This is a genomic window from Beijerinckia indica subsp. indica ATCC 9039 (genome assembly GCF_000019845.1).
Taxonomy (GTDB): Bacteria; Pseudomonadota; Alphaproteobacteria; order Rhizobiales; family Beijerinckiaceae; genus Beijerinckia; species Beijerinckia indica.
Genome location: NC_010581.1, coordinates 3017155 through 3035346 on the forward strand (window position 1 = coordinate 3017155; position 18192 = coordinate 3035346).

Annotated in this window: 15 protein-coding genes and 5 pseudogenes; 14 read left to right on the forward strand and 6 right to left on the reverse strand. The window is 47.9% G+C overall.

Annotation, left to right across the window (positions count from 1 at the left end):
• Positions 1-208 precede the first annotated feature (208 nt).
• The 3 genes and pseudogenes from BIND_RS13375 to BIND_RS20735 all read left to right on the forward strand — a co-directional run bounded on the left by BIND_RS13375 (position 209) and on the right by BIND_RS20735 (position 3300).
• Positions 209-1243: a glycosyltransferase gene (locus BIND_RS13375; RefSeq protein WP_050764002.1), complete on the forward strand. Its 1035-nt coding sequence runs from the start codon at positions 209-211 to the stop codon at positions 1241-1243.
• Between the two features lie 52 nt (positions 1244-1295).
• Positions 1296-2387 carry an acyltransferase family protein gene (locus tag BIND_RS20730; RefSeq protein WP_012385581.1) on the forward strand — a complete coding sequence of 364 codons (1092 nt, stop codon included), beginning with the start codon at positions 1296-1298 and terminating at the stop codon, positions 2385-2387.
• 114 nt (positions 2388-2501) lie between these two features.
• Positions 2502-3300, forward strand: a pseudogene (locus BIND_RS20735) (IS5 family transposase).
• 9 nt (positions 3301-3309) lie between these two features.
• Here the strand turns inward: BIND_RS20735 and BIND_RS13385 are convergent.
• Positions 3310-4752 (reverse strand): lipopolysaccharide biosynthesis protein, encoded by a 1443-nt coding sequence (locus BIND_RS13385; protein ID WP_012385582.1) that lies wholly within the window; start codon positions 4750-4752, stop codon positions 3310-3312.
• A gap of 444 nt (positions 4753-5196) precedes the next feature.
• Here BIND_RS13385 and BIND_RS22350 point away from each other — a divergent pair.
• Positions 5197-5696, forward strand: a pseudogene (locus BIND_RS22350) (transposase); the annotation flags it as partial.
• Positions 5697-5941: 245 nt separating this feature from the next.
• Entirely contained in the window at positions 5942-7027 is a 1086-nt protein-coding gene (locus BIND_RS22355; RefSeq protein WP_012385583.1) for an acyltransferase family protein, read from the forward strand.
• Between the two features lie 20 nt (positions 7028-7047).
• On the opposite strand, the gene BIND_RS13395 is transcribed toward BIND_RS22355, so the two are convergent.
• Positions 7048-8046 (reverse strand): NAD-dependent epimerase/dehydratase family protein, encoded by a 999-nt coding sequence (locus tag BIND_RS13395; RefSeq protein ID WP_012385584.1) that lies wholly within the window; start codon positions 8044-8046, stop codon positions 7048-7050.
• 552 nt (positions 8047-8598) lie between these two features.
• Here BIND_RS13395 and BIND_RS13400 point away from each other — a divergent pair.
• Positions 8599-9999 carry a VpsF family polysaccharide biosynthesis protein gene (locus tag BIND_RS13400; RefSeq protein ID WP_012385585.1) on the forward strand — a complete coding sequence of 467 codons (1401 nt, stop codon included), beginning with the start codon at positions 8599-8601 and terminating at the stop codon, positions 9997-9999.
• A 186-nt stretch (positions 10000-10185) separates the two neighbouring features.
• On the forward strand, positions 10186-10752 hold the full coding sequence (locus tag BIND_RS21365; RefSeq protein WP_012385586.1) for a hypothetical protein: 567 nt from the start codon (positions 10186-10188) through the stop codon (positions 10750-10752).
• A gap of 200 nt (positions 10753-10952) precedes the next feature.
• On the opposite strand, the pseudogene BIND_RS13405 reads toward BIND_RS21365, so the two are convergent.
• Positions 10953-12057: pseudogene (locus BIND_RS13405) on the reverse strand (IS5 family transposase).
• A gap of 74 nt (positions 12058-12131) precedes the next feature.
• Between BIND_RS13405 and BIND_RS21370 the strand changes: the two are divergent.
• Positions 12132-12299, forward strand: a pseudogene (locus BIND_RS21370) (transposase); the annotation flags it as partial.
• Positions 12296-12535: a transposase gene (locus BIND_RS13410; RefSeq protein ID WP_081433772.1), complete on the forward strand. Its 240-nt coding sequence runs from the start codon at positions 12296-12298 to the stop codon at positions 12533-12535. The pseudogene BIND_RS21370 and the gene BIND_RS13410, both read left to right, overlap by 4 nt.
• Here the strand turns inward: BIND_RS13410 and BIND_RS13415 are convergent.
• Entirely contained in the window at positions 12532-12735 is a 204-nt protein-coding gene (locus BIND_RS13415) for a hypothetical protein (protein WP_041778101.1), read from the reverse strand. The genes BIND_RS13410 and BIND_RS13415 overlap by 4 nt on opposite strands.
• A 1310-nt stretch (positions 12736-14045) precedes the next feature.
• Positions 14046-14267: pseudogene (locus BIND_RS22010) on the reverse strand (IS5-like element ISCARN107 family transposase); the annotation flags it as partial.
• 269 nt (positions 14268-14536) lie between these two features.
• Here BIND_RS22010 and BIND_RS22015 point away from each other — a divergent pair.
• From BIND_RS22015 to BIND_RS22025, 3 genes are all read left to right on the forward strand, one after another.
• Complete coding sequence (locus BIND_RS22015) at positions 14537-15262, forward strand: recombinase family protein (protein ID WP_280109984.1); 726 nt, start codon at positions 14537-14539, stop codon at positions 15260-15262.
• Complete coding sequence (locus BIND_RS22210) at positions 15256-15618, forward strand: recombinase zinc beta ribbon domain-containing protein (protein WP_280109985.1); 363 nt, start codon at positions 15256-15258, stop codon at positions 15616-15618. Before BIND_RS22015 ends, BIND_RS22210 begins: the two co-directional genes overlap by 7 nt.
• A gap of 157 nt (positions 15619-15775) precedes the next feature.
• Positions 15776-16180: a hypothetical protein gene (locus BIND_RS22025; RefSeq protein ID WP_244395894.1), complete on the forward strand. Its 405-nt coding sequence runs from the start codon at positions 15776-15778 to the stop codon at positions 16178-16180.
• A gap of 73 nt (positions 16181-16253) precedes the next feature.
• Here the strand turns inward: BIND_RS22025 and BIND_RS13440 are convergent, their stop codons facing one another.
• Positions 16254-17477, reverse strand: a complete 1224-nt coding sequence (locus tag BIND_RS13440; protein WP_012385588.1) for a site-specific integrase — start codon at positions 17475-17477, stop codon at positions 16254-16256.
• Between the two features lie 105 nt (positions 17478-17582).
• Between BIND_RS13440 and BIND_RS20745 the strand changes: the two genes are divergently transcribed.
• Both BIND_RS20745 and BIND_RS13445 read left to right on the forward strand, forming a co-directional pair.
• Positions 17583-17771: a type II toxin-antitoxin system HicA family toxin gene (locus BIND_RS20745; RefSeq protein WP_012385589.1), complete on the forward strand. Its 189-nt coding sequence runs from the start codon at positions 17583-17585 to the stop codon at positions 17769-17771.
• Between the two features lie 4 nt (positions 17772-17775).
• Positions 17776-18174, forward strand: a complete 399-nt coding sequence (locus tag BIND_RS13445) for a type II toxin-antitoxin system HicB family antitoxin (RefSeq protein ID WP_012385590.1) — start codon at positions 17776-17778, stop codon at positions 18172-18174.
• Positions 18175-18192: the final 18 nt, after the last annotated feature.

Genomic DNA, 18192 nt, shown 5'->3' on the forward strand with positions numbered 1-18192 from the left:
CAACCCACTCTGATCCCATAGCCCCATCACAAAGGTGCAGAATCCTTTTAAACCGCTTTTAGCGGTTCCCTATCATACCACCCGCTAAGCTGTGGTTACTGATTCGAATATATATTTATCTTAGCGAGTACGGACGTATTTTTTGTGCGTCTCAAATATTTTTTATTATATATTTATATATTGAAAAAAGAAGGGTGACGGCGTGAACATGATTGTTGATTTCTCGCGCATTGGTGAAAAGACTACCGGAGTTGAGCGCATTTCGATTGAACTCTTCAACGGGACATACCTTGATTGTTCAACACTTGAGGAAGTTCGGGCGAAAGATGTTCCTAGCATGATTTTTGTTCAATGGGTCATTTTGCCATGGAAAGCTTTTGTCCAGCAGAACAGCTTAATTATGTGCCCTGGCTTTCCACCTAGTATAGCGCTTTCACTATTAGGTCATAGGCGTGTAATACCATATATTCATGATATGTTCTTGCTGAATAGGCCTGAGGATTTGAATATTCGAGCCAAGTTTTATATGAGGCCGTCGTTTTGGTTCGCTCTACGTTATCTTCGCTCTTTCTTAGTTAATTCTGAATATACGGCTAGTGCTTTACGTCAGAAGATACGGAAAGATGCCGAAGTGATTATGTTACGCCCTGCAGTACGAAATATATTTCATCTATCTCCAGAACATGCTTTTTCAAATAGGCCGATTAATGAGATACTCAAGCTTGTATCTCTAGGTACTATAGAACCGCGCAAGGACTATTTGGCAGCAGCTCGAGTACGACGAGCCTTGGCTGCACGACTTCAATGTAAGGTTGAACTGCATATTGTTGGTCGAAATGGCTGGGGTACCGATAGCGAGGCATTGAGCAGGGAAAGTGACGTATTTCTACATGGCTATAAAAGTGGCGAAGAAATACGAATTTTGCTTGAAAAAGCAGATGTGTTTCTGGCTACGTCAAAAGACGAGGGTTTAGGTCTGCCGTTGTTAGAGGTTCAGCATGGCGGACTTGCGGTCGTCGCAGCTAATATTCCTCCTTTTCGCGAGGTATTGGGAGCAGCAGGAAAATTTATCGATACTGCTGATGCTGATAGCGCGGCGAATATTATCGCGACGATGGTTGAGGCACCAAGATGGCGTGAACACGAGGCAAAGAAAGCACTGGCCAATGTGGCGCGGTGGAACGCTATCGCAATTCAGGATCGTGATTACTTTCGTAGCTGGCTCAAGTCCCGAGTAGTTTAAAATACTTTAAGCGAAATTATGAATATTCTGTTGTGTTATTTAGGGTTAAGTTATGATGGTGACATCACAGGCTGGTCTGGAATCACGAGGTAGCACTTATCATCTTCGTGCACTTGCGACGGCACAGTTCGTAGCTGCTGTGATGATTATGATTCGTCATTATATGTATTTTACAAAAGATACTTATCCTTTATTATCTAAGATTGCTGGAAATATAAACTTTGTAGAATTCTTTTTTTCATCATCTGGTTTTTTGCTTGTAATCGCTTACCGATATAAAGTATCAAGTATTAAATCATTTATAACAAAAAGGTTAAGCAGAATATATCCGCTACATGTCGTTACGGCACTTTTTTTTGTTATGATAATTATTACTAGAAAACTTGGATTATTCTCGCCAAAGAGTAGCGGAATCGATAATATAAGTGATTTAATATATCACATTACATTAACTCATTCTTGGGGATTTCTTGGACGAAACTCTCTCAACTATCCATCTTGGTATCTTAGTGCGCAGTTCGCCGCCTATTTAATTTTTCTTCCTGCTCTAAACTTGTTAAAGCAGGGGCGCGCTTGGTTGCTTGCTGTTGCTATGATACTTAGCTTCATTTTGCTCGAATTGGTTAGCGAAAGATCAAGTGCCGGTCATTGGACAAATTGGACGTACCACTTTGGTGTGGCCCGTGCTGTCCCCACTTTTCTTTCTGGTATGTTATTAGGATGGTATTTTAACACTTTTTCTCGAAAAATAACCAGTTTTGTTCCTGCTTATTTCGCATTTTCTTTAAGTATGATAGGAATGATGACTGGTTATTTCTTAACAATAAGCTATGTTATTCTACAGATTGCTTTAGTTCCTTTGTTGGCGGCTCCGGAAGTTAATGCAAAGAACAGCTTTCTTATGTCACGATACGCAATATTTTTAGCTCCATTAAGTTTTCCTCTTTTTCTAATCCATGTCCCAGTGGCTACCATAGTCATCAATTTCATGTTTCATAATCTCACAAGCGGAAAACTTATTGGTCTGTTAGTAGTACTCACCATGATCATTGCTGTTGGAGCTGCGGCAGTTGTTCACTTTGTTTTAGAAAGTTGGCATCCGCTGGATCGGTTTTGGCGTCGCCCCCTCGTTAGGCAGTCTTAAGGCGTAAACTCATAAACCTGCTTGGTGTTTAGCTGGCGGCGTGATTCAAGACTTCTGGATGGGGAGCCATGAACGGCGCGTCGCCGCTATGAACTCACCGACCATGAATGGTCTATTCTTTCGCCTCTGCTGTCTGCTGCCCAACAAGCCGCGCGGCGTGCCTCGGGTTGATGATCGCCGGGTTCTAAACGGCATTCTCTGGCGGTTCCGGACAGGTTCGCCATGGGCCGAGATTCCCAAGCGCTACGGTCCGCCGACCACTTGCTACAATCGCGTCGTCCGCTCGCGCAAGGCCGGTGTTTGGGATCCGTTTCTTAAAATAGTATTAGAAGCTTACGGCGGCGATATCATCATGATCGACTCGACCTATGTCCGCTTGCACCAGCACGCCACCACGGGGAAAAGGGATTCTGGCGATGACGGCATGGGCGGAACGGCCAAGGTTCCACCAATACGCCGCGTCGGCGAAATGGCTGCGAAGGGCGTTCCCGTGGAGGCCCGACCAGCAAGATCCACGCGCTCGTCACGCGGAAGGCCGCCCCGCCACCCTCCGCCTGACCGGCGGACAGATCACTGACTGCGCAGAGGCGGATGCCCTGATCGACACCATCAGAGAAGGCGACATCTTGCTGGCCGACAAGGGCTATGACAGCAACGCCATAAGGGCAAAGGCGGCGGAACGTAAGGCCTGGGCCAACATCCCGCAAAAGCCAACCGCAAGGGCGCTTTCTCCTTCTCGCGTTGGGTCTACCGGCAGCGCAATCTCGTGGAACGGTTATTCGTTTCGCGGTCCTTCAGGTCAATCGGATCAAACAGTTCCGTTGGCATCGCAGCGCGCTACGACGAAGACCCGGTCAACTTCCTCGCCGCTGTCAAACTCGTCGCGACGAGGATTTGGTGCCAGAGTTTATGAGTCCGCGCCCTAAGCTGCCGCTACAAATCTTCTGCCCCTAACAAGCGAAAGAATGGTTTTCCGTTCTGAAGGCATTAGCAAAGCTATGAGAAGCACGTAAATAGCAGCACCCGTGATGACTTTAATTGCCAAGAGTAACCAGTTGACAGTATGCGGCAGATAATAGATGGGTAGCGCCATTAGAGCAGCTGATACACACGCCAAGCTCATAGCTGAGACGGGAGGTCGAAAACCAAAACCTTTGCAGAGCAGGAAGCTGACGATCAGTGTAGTAAATCCCGATACCATAGGTCCTAAAGCGCCGCCTACCAGACCAAAGAGATAGACGCCAATAAAGGCTGATACCAAGGCCATCGCGAGATCTAGAACAGAGATGATCGTTGTGTAGATTGGTTTTGAATTAATCAAGAAAACCTGATCTGTGGTATGTCCTCTAAGATAGCGGAAGAGGCCTGCTAGTGCTGTGAAAGGAAGGACTTGAAAGGTAGCTTCTTGAAACTGTTTGCCAACAATCAACATGATGAGGTCATGATTGATTGCAATCAAACCGGCAGCGACGGGACATACAACTATGGTTACCAATATAATGTTTTTGCGTAGCTGTTCATAAGCGGATTCCAAACCCTCCTCCACCATCTTTTTGACGACTAGCGGATAAGCCCCTGCAGTTACAAGCATAACGGCGAAATTGGAAGCCCGGAGTCCCAGGCTATAGCCAATAGCGAATACGCCCGCGGCTTCGATCCCGACAAGATGATCAACGATAAAGCGAGGTGCATTCAACGCTACAAGAGCAATTGTCGAAGCTATCATTACCGGTATGCCGAACTTTAATGCTTGGATAAGGATTTGCTTGTCTAGATATGGTACTGCACGGCCGAAGTCGCAGATCACAAAGCCAATGGCTAAAGAAACAAACTGAGCGATAGTAAAGCCAAGCAGCACTGCAGCGGCATTTGCTTGCCAGAATTTTAGAAAAACCATGGATATGAATAGACCAAGGCCGGGACTCAATATCTGCATTATGCTATATAAGCTAATCATTGACTCCGCACGGGCACGTTCAGAAATATAATTCGACATAGAGCGGGAAATCATAAAGGCCACAATTATATAATAGCTTGGTATAATTATATTTTTATCAAAATAAACTGCAATAATCGTGATTGATACGACGATTTGCATAAAAACAGAGACTGCAACCGCAAATAGTTCCGTTTTTAGGAATGTAGATCGGCTGTTGTTTAGAGAGAACTTTCTTATGTTGCGAAGCATATAATGTGACCACCACATTAGCAATGCCGCGAATAATATCTCTTGCAACGCAATGATGAGTGTGACAACGCCAACTTCAGCTGGTGATAGTGTCTGAGCCCAAATGACAACCGAAAGAAACTGAAGCAAAGGACCCGTAAGTTGAGCAGGCAGATACAGGAGAGTTGACCTAAACATGAATATAATCCTGAGCTGCGGGGCCAAATGTCTAACAAGACAGTGGAATACAGATTATGTATATCCCTTATTGCCTTGCGCTGCATAATGTTTTTTCGAAGTGATATTGGAGTACATTATGAGTTCATCCGAAGGATGCAAAGTCTTGCCTCAGATTGCATGAAAACCATGCGGAGGTTGGATCAGGCAACTGTCTGGAGCAACCCGGCAATAAAGGGGGCTACAGTAGTCCCCCAAATTGAGCGGACAGGACCTGCCACTCGCGCAAGAGTTGGAAGTAATGTTCCCTCTATGACTGACACTTATCCAAAGACAGAAATCTCAATTCGTGCCGTGTAGCGTCTGTGAGAGAGCAATCGCCTCGAGCCGCATCGTTGCGCACATTCAAGCGCCTATGAGCCGAAATTCGCAAAAAAATAAAATAGCTAATCGTCTTTACATGGCCCCACTCGTACGGTCGTCGCTTTCATCCACGAGAAGAGGCAAATCCAGGCTCTTGATCAGATCCAGCCAGGCACATCCGGCTGGAATAGCCCGCAAAGGGCTACCACTCAAACCAGACAAATGCGGGACCAGGACGCTGGATTACAAGCGCAACGGCACCATGACATTGATTGCCACATTGAATATCCTCTATGGAACCGTCGTCGAGCTCTGCATGCCAAAGCACACCCATAAGCATAAACGTCCCAATGTAGTGCAATGGTTGGCCAATCATCCATGTTGGACATTCCATTTCACGCCGACTTGGCCTCCTGGGTCAATGCCGTCGAAGAGCTCTCAACGAGAACACACCAAAAAATCGTGGTATCTTTAAATCTGTTGCTGAGCTTCAAGACACCGTCAAGCGTTACATCAACGACCACAACAAACCTTTCGTCTGGACCGTTTCAGCCGAAATAATCTTTGAAAAACTCGACAATATCCATGCACCTTCTGATTGAGGCAGCGCGGTAGTTTACATACACTGTAGGGTATGAAGAAGCTTGGTATTGGTCTCCGTTTTGCGCCCCCTGGTTACAATTTTATCAGGGACTTTGAACCTAAGATGTTTGGATGAAATGGAAGCCCGAAGGTGGCAAGCTGACAGAAATCATGGGCCCTATGCCAACCGGTAACACCCGACATTCTCGAAAAATCATCTGTTATATTATATGCATATTAACTGTCACGTAGAAGGAAATAGAAGGTGACATTCTCTAGTAACGAAAATCACAAGATAATACGTTTTGAAGGAATTGATTCCATCAAAGCTTACGCAATTATACTAGTTGTTTTAGGGCATGTTATTCGCGGTCTATGCGAAAGCAAAATAGTACATAATAATATATTTATAGATGAAATTGATAATAGTATATACATGTTTCATATGCCAATATTTTTCTTTATTTCTGGACTTCTTTTTTACATATCAGGATCATATAATAGAAAATGGGAGTATACACTTAATAAGCAATTCTATACACTGATATGGCCATATTTATTTTGGAGTATATGTACAGTATTTATTAAGGTTTTGCTAGCAAATTCTGTAAATCATCCGTTTAAATTGTCGTACGCAATTAAAATAATATATGATCCTATCGACCAGTTCTGGTTCTTATATACATTGCTTATAATACAGATTCTATCTAAGTTTATAATTAATTATTTCGGAAGCAATATATTGTTTTTAATAAGCTGCATCATGTTTTTTATGCATTTTTCGTTTGATATTAATATAAGCGTTTTTTCATATGTAACAGCATTCTTAATCTACTTTGTAATAGGGTTTTTATGTGGATCAATATTCATTAAAAATAATATATCAATTCTGCATAATTACTTATTTCATTCCATATTTGTATTTTTGCTATTCCAGTATTTTTCCATAATTATTCCAATTAATTACAATAGCATTGAAGGAAGACTTTTGTCTATTCCTATTTTACTATCATTTTTTGTCATCTCTATCACCTGTACGAGTAAAGGAAACTATTTCTCAAAGATAATGGATTTTATTGGCAAGAACACTTTATCTATATATTGTATTCATGTCATAATAACAGCTGCAATACGAATATTCTTAAATCAAGCGGGGATTAAAAATATCTTCGTCCATATAGTCACCGGAACCATAGGGGGCGTACTGATCCCTTTACTTATACTTGTAATAGCTCGTCGTTTGCAATTCTCAGCTTTGATTGGGATCGATATGCCTCAAAAGCCGCGGTCTTTTAAAAATGTATACGAAAAATATATACGTAGGAAAAGCCACACTTACGAAGTGAAGTAACAGCACAGAAATTTCTGTTGTCAAACTACTGGGGCTTTGATTTTCGTAGACGACGCATCAAAACTCAAGCGCCAGTGAACAAAACGTTGTAGTCCCGTTGCTAGGTTAACTTTTGGTTGGTAGCCTATCAAACTATATAGTTTGGAAACATCTGCATAAGTGGCGGTCACGTCGCCCGGCTGCATAGGACGGAAAATCTTAACCGCTTCACGACCAAGAGCCAGTTCCAAAGTAGCGATCATGTCCATCAGGCTAACTGGTTGACTGTCGCCAATGTTATAGATCTCATGATCCCCCATGAGCGGCGGACAATCAAGAATGCCAATGATCCCATCTACGATATCGTCGATAAAAGTGAAATCACGGGACATTTTACCGTCGCCATAGACTTCGATGGGGTGGCCTGCGAGAATTTTCTCGGTGAATCCGTAATAAGCCATATCTGGCCGCCCCCAGGGACCATAGACGGTAAAGAAACGCAGACCCGATTGCGGAAAACCGTAAAGCCGGGCGTAGCTTTGGCTGATTAGTTCGCATGAGCGCTTGGTCGCTGCATAAAGCGAAACGGGTGCATCAACCGGATCTGTCTCCTTGAAGCCGGAAGCGGTAAGCGGCCGATCACCATAGACGGAACTCGACGAGGCATAGACGAGGTGTTCGATCTTGGCATGGCGACATGCTTCCAGCACAGAGAGGTGCCCGGCTAGATTCGAATGCTCGTAGGCGAATGGATTATCAATCGAATAGCGCACCCCAGCTTGGGCGGCCAGGTGAACGATACGGCGGACACCGGACCGCTTAACGAGAGCTAGGAAGCTCTCGTGGTCGGCAATATCCATCCTGACCATCGAAAAGCTTGGTCGACTTTCTAAACGTGCAGCTCGCGCGGCTTTTAGGGTTGGGTCGTAATAGGAATTGAATATGTCGATACCAACGACAGCCTCTCCCCGATCCAACAGCCTTTCAGCCACATGCATGCCTATAAAACCAGCTGCACCTGTGACTATTATGGGATCCATGTTTGCCTCCTAAACTATAAGCGGAAGTTGGTGATGAGTAGAGGAACAATCACGTATCATAAAAGATAATCTTGCCTCCACTTCTCCGTTGAAGGAACGATACGCTACGTTCTAGGATAACGGGATCAGGCTTTCTCAGCCAAGGGAATTTTGTGATACGTAATGGACATATCGCGCCGAAAAAATGGACCTTGCTGGCGCAGTTGGCATTGTTCGGGTAATCAAAACTAGAATGCTGATTTGGACATGATTCATGCTATCTGGATACAGATATTCTTTGATTGTCAATATTCATTGTCACTTCTCGCCAAGATCATCAGCTGTAGCCTGATGTCCAGATATTCCAGTTTAAGCCTTATCATCGTTCATCTCCATCCGCACATCATCATCATATGGCGGAAAATGAATACCAAAGAAGCAAAGGGAGATTTTCACAATCTGGGCTTGGAAAATACGCACCAAAAACGACACCATTTTGTTACAAAGAATACAATATTATTTGACATCAGCCCAATAAATTAATACGGCAATACATACCAGCGAGATTTGCACATGACCTATTATGGTAGTATGCATTTTGTGCGACAACGACGAGTAAATAATAGTATAGATAGCGCTAATCATTCGCCTTTGAGTTTGCGGCTCATTATGACTATAATTTGTGTTGGCCTTGGATTTAGCCTTTCCGGGTCGACACTCGCTTATTTAGGGATAGATTATGCTTCTCCTGGAGGAAATCAGTTTCTCAAGATTCATCCTGCTACTTATTTCACTGTTTTTTCGATTTGTGTTCTTGCCTCAAAGGGCGAATTTGATGCGTATATTAATATGCTAAGGCAAACAAACAAAGGTATTTGTATATTCTTATTATTGCTATCTTTGTTTATGGTATATATTTTTTATATCGGAAATATTCCGCTTACGGCGCCGATTGATACTTTTTTATATGCAAGTTTTTTAGCAATTCTACTTCTTCGCCTAAGAACCCCAGAAAGAAATGTAGTCAGGAATTTCCTTCATGGCTTCATGCTGATAAATTCGGTGCTTGGTATTATCGAGTTTATATCCGGCAGGAGGCTCATTCCAGTGTCTCTCGGAGGTAAAACTCACGAGATCCTGCTCACCGAATGGCGACCGAGTGCATTCTTGGGGGCCCCGCTTACTAATGCCTGCTTGACTGGAGCCTACGTACTTATACTTTTCCTTAGCGATCAACAGCTAAATCCATTAACACGCTTCATATTACTTTTAATAAACTTAATTGCACTCATTGCCTTTGGAAGCCGATCTGCCATAAGCTTTGTATTAATAATATTAATATTTTATCTAAGTTATGAACTTTTAAGAGCTATCCAAGGAAAGTCCGTAAGGCGTGAAATAATAGCTATATTCCTTGTTGGTATCCCCGGTATTATTACTGGAATTACATTACTATTAATGAGCGGCTTTCTTGATAAGTTCCTTAATCGTCTTGAAAACGACAAGGGTAGTGCGCAGGCACGAACAGCCATGCTAGACCTTGTAAGCAATATACCACTTCGTGACCTTATATTTGCACCAAGCAGCGACGATCTGACTAGCTGGATGGCGCGGTACGGCCTCGGGTATGGGTTAGAGAGCTGCTGGATAGCATTCCTGTTAAGCTACGGTATCGTTGGCTGCCTTCTTCTCTTACCTGGACTTTTGGCGTTTAGCATATCAATTCTTTATCATACACAGCGGGTTGCTATGCTACCCATGCTTTTCTTCTTTTTAATGGCGTCAGGTTCAGTGAGCATTTCATCAAAGACAACAATGTTTGCGCAATTTATTGCATTATTGTTGATGAATCTACGGCGGACGACAGTAGTTCAATCACACTTAGGATCTGACGTAGCCCGCCCTCATGAATCAGCCATGGAAGTGATAGGTGTTCGACGTTTTGAGGATCCGCCAACAAATTTTCGATCGTGAGCGAGCCAAGCATATGAAGGGAGAGATTCATCGGGAATTGGTACTATCAAAAGGCCGGATACACTCGTCGAGAATCCAGTACATAAATAAGGCTTCGTCGCCTCTGTTAAAAACACGATGAGTGCGTTATATTACGCTGACGTACTTTATGATATGTGATCGGTTATAGGCTATAGAGTGTTTAGTATGAACATATTGAGAGATTTTATCCTTTCTACTTATATCATAGGCTTGTCGCCCACGTTTGCTGCTTGCTTGGACGTCCCTTCTTCTAGCGCGCAATCAGCGGTTGAAGTCTTTCTGCGTGAGCCAAAAGATTTACTTAAGCAGCCACTTGATTCGAGTAAGCTCAGTTATTCTGTCAAGGATCTGTTAACAGCTGATACAAAAAGCATATTACCAATACTGATTGAAATCGCGCGGACTGCACCATCGGAACAAAAGACCGCGATCGGTAGCGGAATGGCTAATGCCACCAATATTTGCCTCACTCTGGAGCCGAGCTCCTCTAAAGCAATCCGTGAAGCTGTCTATAGACTGGGTGACAACAATTTATCAAAAGCGTTTACGACCCAGCTAGAACTTAATGCATCTGATGTGGCTTCAGGTGTTGAAATTGAAAGACCTACATATAGTCGCGGGATAGCTGAAAAGAGCGGAGAGTCCTGGCTGAAGATTCGTGGACCATTGGACTTAGGCAATGGGCAGCTCTGGAACCCTTTCGCACCATTGCCAATTCATAAAGTTAATTAGTTAGCCGTCCTTAAGGAACCGAAGCGCTCGCTGTGCCATCCTATATGTCGCTTATCCCGCTGCTCGTGAAATTGGACGGTTCTATTAACCGTGTCTGGAAGGCGAATTTAGTTGGTTTGATTGATTGGATGAGAGGGTCAGGACACTCCTCCTAATCCGATGAGAGGTTGGCTTCCGGCAGTGCCATTCTCTTTGGTGGCCTATGCCGGCTCCAGTCCGGCTCTGCGAAGCATGATCACCCTTTTGATGTTGTAGACGATGTTGGCCATGCCGATTTTGGTCGTCGCTGGGGCAAGGCCGATCGTGCAGATGAATAAGTCCATGCGGTCCTTCTGGACAGAGAAGACGTGCTCGACATGGGAGCGAACACTGATTTTGGCCGCATTGGCCTTGTGGATGCGCTGTGGCATCGGCTTGCCTTTCGGCTTCTTGCAGTGGGTGTGGCTGACAAAGCCGGTGTCATGCGGAAAGGCCTCGTTTTTCGCGGACCAATAGGCTGTGTCCGCCCAAACCGAGGATGCCATATGGTCTTGTCGAGCAATCCCTCGCGCAGCCGGGGCGCCTTCATAAGCTGAGGCGTCACTCGCCAGCCATTTACGGATCAAGCCAAAGCTGCCTTCGCATCGACGCATGGTTCTGATAACCGAAGGTCGGAAGGCGATGCCGGCTGGGGGCGTCGTCCCGTCCTTGCGGATTTTCGCCTTGGTGAAATTCGCTTACGCGGCCCTTCGGGTGATCGTCCAGCGCTCGTCGCGGTCCTTGTGCCACACTTTGGCGGGCCTCTTCTTCCTATCCTCGGGGATGCGGCCTGCCTTGATCGTCTCATTTTCCTCGCGCGTGTTGCGTTGTTTGGGCGGCAATTAGGCTGGCATCGACGATCTGCCCTGACATAGTGATGTAACCTGCAGCCCGAAGCGTGCCGTCGAGCCGATCAAACAACTCCTGTATGACACCTGCCCAGGTGCACTTTTCGCGAAATAGCCAGATCGTGCGCGCATCGGGAATGCGGTCGGACAGGCTCAAGCCCAGAAAACGCATGGAGGACTGTCTGTCGTTAATGAGAAACTCGGCTCTTTCGTCAGAGAGATTGTCCGCCGCCTGGATGACAAGAATTTTGAACATCATCACGGGATCAAAGGGCGAGCGCCGGCTTTGCGAGCCGTCCGAATAATCAAGTGCTGCGAGGAGGTCCGCCCGGAATATCTCGAAGTTGATCACTGAGCCAAACGTTTCGAGTTGATCACCCAAATCGCTCAGGCGCTTCAAGCGATTATCGACATCGAAAAATCCTCGCTGCCAACGCATCGACGCATCTCCGATACCACCAAGACGATGGAATCAGAATATCACACGCCTAGCGAGTTTTTTTTAGAACCGTCCAGCTTCATGTTGTTTGCGACGGCGCCGGCAAACCGCTCGTCATGCTGCTCACCGAAGGTCAGATGAGCGATCACAAGGGCGCCCGGCTGATGTTGAAGGCGCTGCCAGATGCGAAAGCCCTGATCGCTGATCGGGCTATGACAGCAATTGGTTCTGAGCAGCCTTGAAGGAGTGGGGAACCGACCCCTGCATTCCGCCCACCAAAAGCCGAAAGTTGCCAGTCGACTACGACAAGGCGCTCTATCCCCAGCGCCATAAGATCGAAAATCTCTTCGCCAAGCTTAAGGATTGGCGTCGCATCGCCACGCACTATGATCGATGCGCCCAAACCTTCTTCCCGGCAATCTGCATCACCGCAACCGTCGCATTCTATCTCAATCAATGGGTCCTAAGCCTAGCTTAAGGTGTATCGTCGGGTTCCTCCCCAAAACCGGTCATCTTGCATATGACCCACACGACTAAAAGCATCACGATCGCGGCAATCCACATTATTGCGGCAAATACGACAATAAGGGGAGAAGGGATCGCTTGCCAGAATTCCCGAATCGCACGGCGATATTTATCCAAAGTAATGATTTCATTGCTTATGAGCGGCCAGCGCATACCTACCCCTTTTTTGCCATCTCATGTTCCTTGATTTGGGCGAATAATACGGTGTGATCCTTAAGGGAGGTGAATGTGAGAAATGCGGTGCAAGCAAACCCAGACGTCCCAAGACCGCGCGCTAGCGGCTTTGAACGCCACGTCAGCATCGTCCAAAGCGATCAAAAGGTCTTGGAATCCATCGGAAGAGAGAGTCTCTGGGTCGTGCATAGTCTCGTCAACCTGTACACTTGCAGCCACCAACTCGTCTCGGGTTTGATCGAGAACGCGTTCAGCATCCGCCCACGCGAGACGGGCCAGATACTCATCATACGACTGCGTCGGCTGGCTGTAATAGAGGCGTTGAGACATATCAGTAACCTATATTTATTTTTGAGCTTGTGTCGCTATCACTACGTTGATTTTTGAGGGGTTACGAATATTTTGCGTCCAAAGCAACCTTGAACAGCAAACTCGCATATAGTGGCGCTTGTAAATCAGGCTTTCAACTGTGGCATAAGGCTTGAAAATTTACGTTCGGCTTTAGTTTTTGTACTCACTTTTATTTTAAATCAAAGCAGCGCCAATATTATGGCTATTTTATGGTATAATATTTTTATTTCGTCTATATGACGCTGTATATATTACGATTTTAATTTTACCATGAGAATGATTAGCTTATCAACTATGCTGGCATGTCGTGCTTTTATTCTTGTCGATCGTCGTTGCTACGTTCATAATATCATGGGTAGTGTTTGCTCGGTCACGCATGGCTTTGAGCGTCAAGCCGGATGAGACTGGTAAAAAGCCTGGGATTTTATGCGGCTCGAAGCAAGAGCCGCATGGGTTGAAAGATCGGATGAAGGGGCAATGCCGAAAGGTCAGGCTTTTCACGATGCCACTGCCGGAGATTGTCATTCGTACAGTAGCTCGGGCCGCCGCTTTTGTGGTGCCGACCGTCTTGGCCTTGCGCAGATACTTTCCCGCATAGGTCTCGTTATGGGTGGGGCAGCGATAACGTGCTGGTCAAGGCCAAGACGCTTTGGATCGCCGCTCCCGAATGGCAGCCGATGCGCCGCTTGGTCGAAGATATCCTAAGGAAGCTCTGCATAAGCGGAGAATTTAGTTTAGATACAGATTTTTAGTCATTTTGGCGGCCACAGCGGTGTTTATCAAACTGATGGGGGATAATTTGGTTTTCTCCCTGTATGGAGTGGAAAGCCCTTGAGTGGGCGCGCTATGCCTGTTGCAGCCGCAGCAGATGACGGCGAGCCATGAACAGATTGGCAAGCGAGCATGTGACGAACAGGCCATGGGCATTTTTGCGCCTGATCGGCGTTCTTGGTCAAGGACGGGGCATGGATGATCGTCGCGTCGACGATCGTGCCGGTGGAGACTTTCAATCCTTTCGCCTCCAGATGACGATGCACCTCCTGGAAGAGAGAACCACCGAGGTCATGGGCTTCGAGCAGATGGCGGAAGCGGCAGATCGTGGTCTCATCCGGCACAGGTTCGCGGCCGAGATCAATGCCGGCGAACTGGCACATCGTCAGCGCGATCGAGCATAGGAGGGTATTTCGCGACACGCGAAATACCCGCATCGTGAGACGCATGAGACGGGCGGACGATAAAAGGAATTCGAACAGAAAAGGCGCGGCTTTGAGCGCGCCGCGCACGCGCCCGATTGATTCAGATCTTATACAGTTTGTCGAAGCCCTTGCGATTGCGGACGCAAGGCGCGATCATCTCGCCGTGAGAAATCCGATCTGCGTGCCTCCAAGCACTGACAAGACACGAATGCAACAGGTGGGAGTATCGACCCATGACGCGCGCTGCCGTCTACGCAAGATTCTCGACTGAGCTCCAGAACGAAAAATCCACCGACGATCAGATCGCTCTTTGCCGTGCGCATGCTGCACGGCAAGGATTTGATATTGTCGCGACATATGAAGACAAAGCACGTTCGGGCGCTTCCGTTTTCGGGCGTGATGGTTTGATGCACCTTATGGATGCGGCGCGTGAACATATGTTCGAAGTCGTGCTGGTCGAAGCCCTCGACCGTCTCTCGCGCGACATGGAAAATCTGGCAGGGATACACAAAAGGCTGTCCTTTCTCGGAATCCAGATCCATGCGGTCCATGATGGCATGGCTGACGCCATCCTCGTGGGCATTCGTGGATTGGTCGGCCAGATGCAGCGCGAGGATGGAGCCAAAAAGGTTCGGCGGGGAATGATGGGCATCATACGCGACGGCCGTCATGCCGGTGGCCGGGCTTATGGCTATCGTCCTGTAGCCGGCCAGTGGGGCGAACTTGAGATTCTCGAGAACGAAGCCTCTGTGATCCGCAGGATTTTCGAACTTTATGCCACAGGCCGTCCCCCACGTGAGATCGCCGGTGATCTCAATAAGGAAGGCATAGTCCCGCCTCGCGGGACAAAATGGAATGCCTCGACGATCAACGGCAATGCCCAGCGCGGTTCAGGACTTATCTTTTCTTTAATAAGCTCTATGTCGGGCGCATCGTCTGGAACAAGGTTCGAATGGTGAAGAACCCGGACACGGGCAAACGCATCTCACGGCCCAACCCTCGCGATCAGTGGCAAACCATTGATGTGCCGGAGCTGCGCATCATTGCTGATACCCTTTGGGATCGGGTTCAAGACTTGAAAGGCGAAAAAGTACGGCTAACGAGCCAGGCCAAGCGGAGGCCACCTCACCTACTCTCCGGTCTCTTGCGTTGCGGGTGTTGCGGCCCGGGAATGTCGGTGCATGATCGGGACAAGACCGGAAAGACCCGTATTCGCTGCTCAGCCGTGCGGGAAAGTGGCAGCTGTTCAAATCGACGAATCATTTATCTCCCCGACGTCGAAAAAGCCGTGCTTGGGGTATGGCCGAGGAACTAAAGGATCCCCAACTCATCGAGACTTATGTTCGCAGCTATAATGAGGAGCGTCAGCGTTTAGCCGCAACGGCTATCAAGACAAGAAGGCAGCTGGAAGAGGAAAACGCGACCGGCTTACAAACGAGCGCGAGCGCACCATAGACCTGGCCGTTAAAGGCGTGATCGGGGAGCAGGAAGCGACGGTTCGAATTCCCGCCTTAAAAGCCGAAATCCTCCAGATCGAGCTTGAACTGGCCTCGTTGGAGGAAGAGCCCAAAATCATTGCCTTGCATCCCGCAGCGATCGAGAAATATCTCGAAACGGTCGACCGTCTGGCAATCGTCCTCGCGGATCATGCCCAGGCTAAGGATGATCGGGGAAACCTTATCAAGGATCTGCGATCCTTGATCCACAGCGTCATAATTCACCCCAATTTGCCTGGAGAAGGCTTCAAAGTGGAGGTGAAGGGCAAACTTGCAGCACTTATTAGCGGGCTTAGCGGGCAAGTCTTTCCGCAAGCGCTGCGTAGTGGGTGTAAGGTGGTAGCGGAGGAGGGACTCGAACCCCCGACACAAGGATTATGATTCCTCTTATTTTATACACTAATTATTTGATTTATATATGCTATACTCACACCATGTCGCGTCTGTGTCGCATTCAACCTAAAAGTACGCGCTCTGCTTGGGCAAGCTCATCAGCATCATCCACACGCGGAAATAGGTGAGAATAAGTGTCGAGGGTCATCGCGATGGTTGAGTGCCCGAGACGTTCTTGAACCAGCTTCGGCGGCAATTCTAGTCCGCCATCGGCCTTTCGGTTTATGAGCCATGAGGCGTAGAAATGCCGAAGCGCATGCAAGCCTGGATATTTTGCGGCCTCGATCGGCTTGCCTTCTTTGTCCAACCCTGGAACCGTCACGCCAGCCGCGATCCACGCAGGGATGAGCCCACGTTGCGCAATATTGGCATGATGCTCGGGCCGGCCGTTCCCCGTAGGAAAAACAAGATCCGCCGTACCCTTCGGACAAGCCAATCGCCATTCACGCAATGTGTCTATCACGATTGGCGGCATCGGGATCTTGCGCTCGCCCGCCCCTGATTTTGGCGGCCCAGCTACATTGCGTTTATCCATTCTCTGCCGAACATGCAGTTCGCGTCGCTCGAAATCGAGATCAGCCCACCGCAAGCCACGAAGCTCAGAAGCACGAAGGCCCGTGAAAGTAGCCGTGAGTAGCAATGGCCGATATTGGCCTTGCAAAGCCCCGATAAACGCTTTGATTTCGTTAGGCGTCGGAATATCGATCCCAACTTTCAGTTTGCCTTTCTGCCTATCATCTTTTTTCTTTTCAGAGCTGCGGCGACGCCCTGATCGAAGGTCCCGCACGACATTTCGCGACACAAGTCCACGCTCCTGGGCGTCGCCAAGCATGGCACCAAGGCTCGAAACAATCCGCTTGATCATGTCAGCCGATCGCGCCGCGCCCTCCCCTGCGCCTGGCGCCGGATCGCCGCGTCGCAGCTTGTCCTCCAATTCGCGGATCATGGGAACGGTCAATTGTGAAAGCTTCAGCCTGCCAATGAACGGCACAAGATGAAGACGAACATGCTGTTCATAAGAATCGAGAGTTGATGATTCGAGTCTGCGCCCGCGCCCGGTTTCGAGCCACAAATTTGCCGCTTCGGTCACGGTCACGCTCGCACTATCAGGTGTATGCGTACCTTCCCGAATCTCGACATTAGCCTTCGCATGGAAAGCATCTGCTTCTTTCTTGCGATCAAAAGTTTTGAGATGGCGCTTTCCGGCTTGGTCGACATAATCGGCGACCCAGGCCTCTTTCTTCTCACCCTTTGCCGTGGTCCAGCTACGCTTTCGAACTGACATGCCGACGCCCTCATCCGATAGGTCGATCATGTCGCACAAAAATCCTCACGTCAATAGGCACATCATTCCATTGCCAGCCCTGTTCATATGTGTATAAATACACATATGAACAGCCGCGCCGTCATAGCCGCCCTTGAAGCCGATGGATGGAAAAAGGTCGGCCAGAAAGGCAGCCACGTTCAATTCAAACATCCGACGAAACCGGGCCGGGTGACTGTTCCCCATCCCTCGCGCGAATTGCCCAAAGGCACATTACGGAGCATCGAGAAGCAAGCTGCTCTCAGTATAGGATAGCGCCATGCGCCAATACATCGCTCTCATCCACAAGGAAGCCGATAGCGATTATGGGGTTTCCTTCCCAGACTTCCCCGGCTGCATCACGGCCGGGACGACGCTCGATGAAGCCCGCGCCATGGCCGAAGAAGCCCTTGCTCTGCATATCGAAGGGCTGGCGGAAGATGGAGAGGCAGTTCCGGAGCCATCTTCTCTTGAAACGGTGATGGCCGCTCAGGAAAACCGGCGGGGGGTGGCGATCCTTGTTCCCGCTCCTGCCGCAGCGCCAAAATCCGTCCGGGTCAATGTGACACTACCCGAGGACGTTCTTGCGCAAATCGATCGCTACGCTGAGAGCCACGGCCTAACCCGCTCTGGCTTCCTCGCCCAGGCTGCGAAACATGCCATGCTTGAAAAGGCGTGATACCCAATTTTTGTCGTC

Excerpts from the sequence above, each read along its gene's own strand:
- BIND_RS13375 (WP_050764002.1), top strand. The coding sequence starts at position 209 with ATGATTGTTGATTTCTCGCGCATTGGTGAAAAGACTACCGGAGTTGAG.
- BIND_RS20730 (WP_012385581.1), top strand. The coding sequence starts at position 1,296 with ATGATGGTGACATCACAGGCTGGTCTGGAATCACGAGGTAGCACTTAT.
- BIND_RS13385 (WP_012385582.1), bottom strand. The coding sequence starts at position 4,752 with ATGTTTAGGTCAACTCTCCTGTATCTGCCTGCTCAACTTACGGGTCCT.
- BIND_RS13395 (WP_012385584.1), bottom strand. The coding sequence starts at position 8,046 with ATGGATCCCATAATAGTCACAGGTGCAGCTGGTTTTATAGGCATGCAT.
- BIND_RS13400 (WP_012385585.1), top strand. The coding sequence starts at position 8,599 with ATGACCTATTATGGTAGTATGCATTTTGTGCGACAACGACGAGTAAAT.
- BIND_RS21365 (WP_012385586.1), top strand. The coding sequence starts at position 10,186 with ATGAACATATTGAGAGATTTTATCCTTTCTACTTATATCATAGGCTTG.
- BIND_RS13415 (WP_041778101.1), bottom strand. The coding sequence starts at position 12,735 with ATGCGCTGGCCGCTCATAAGCAATGAAATCATTACTTTGGATAAATAT.
- BIND_RS22015 (WP_280109984.1), top strand. The coding sequence starts at position 14,537 with ATGACGCGCGCTGCCGTCTACGCAAGATTCTCGACTGAGCTCCAGAAC.
- BIND_RS22210 (WP_280109985.1), top strand. The coding sequence starts at position 15,256 with ATGGTGAAGAACCCGGACACGGGCAAACGCATCTCACGGCCCAACCCT.
- BIND_RS13440 (WP_012385588.1), bottom strand. The coding sequence starts at position 17,477 with ATGTCAGTTCGAAAGCGTAGCTGGACCACGGCAAAGGGTGAGAAGAAA.
- BIND_RS20745 (WP_012385589.1), top strand. The coding sequence starts at position 17,583 with ATGAACAGCCGCGCCGTCATAGCCGCCCTTGAAGCCGATGGATGGAAA.
- BIND_RS13445 (WP_012385590.1), top strand. The coding sequence starts at position 17,776 with ATGCGCCAATACATCGCTCTCATCCACAAGGAAGCCGATAGCGATTAT.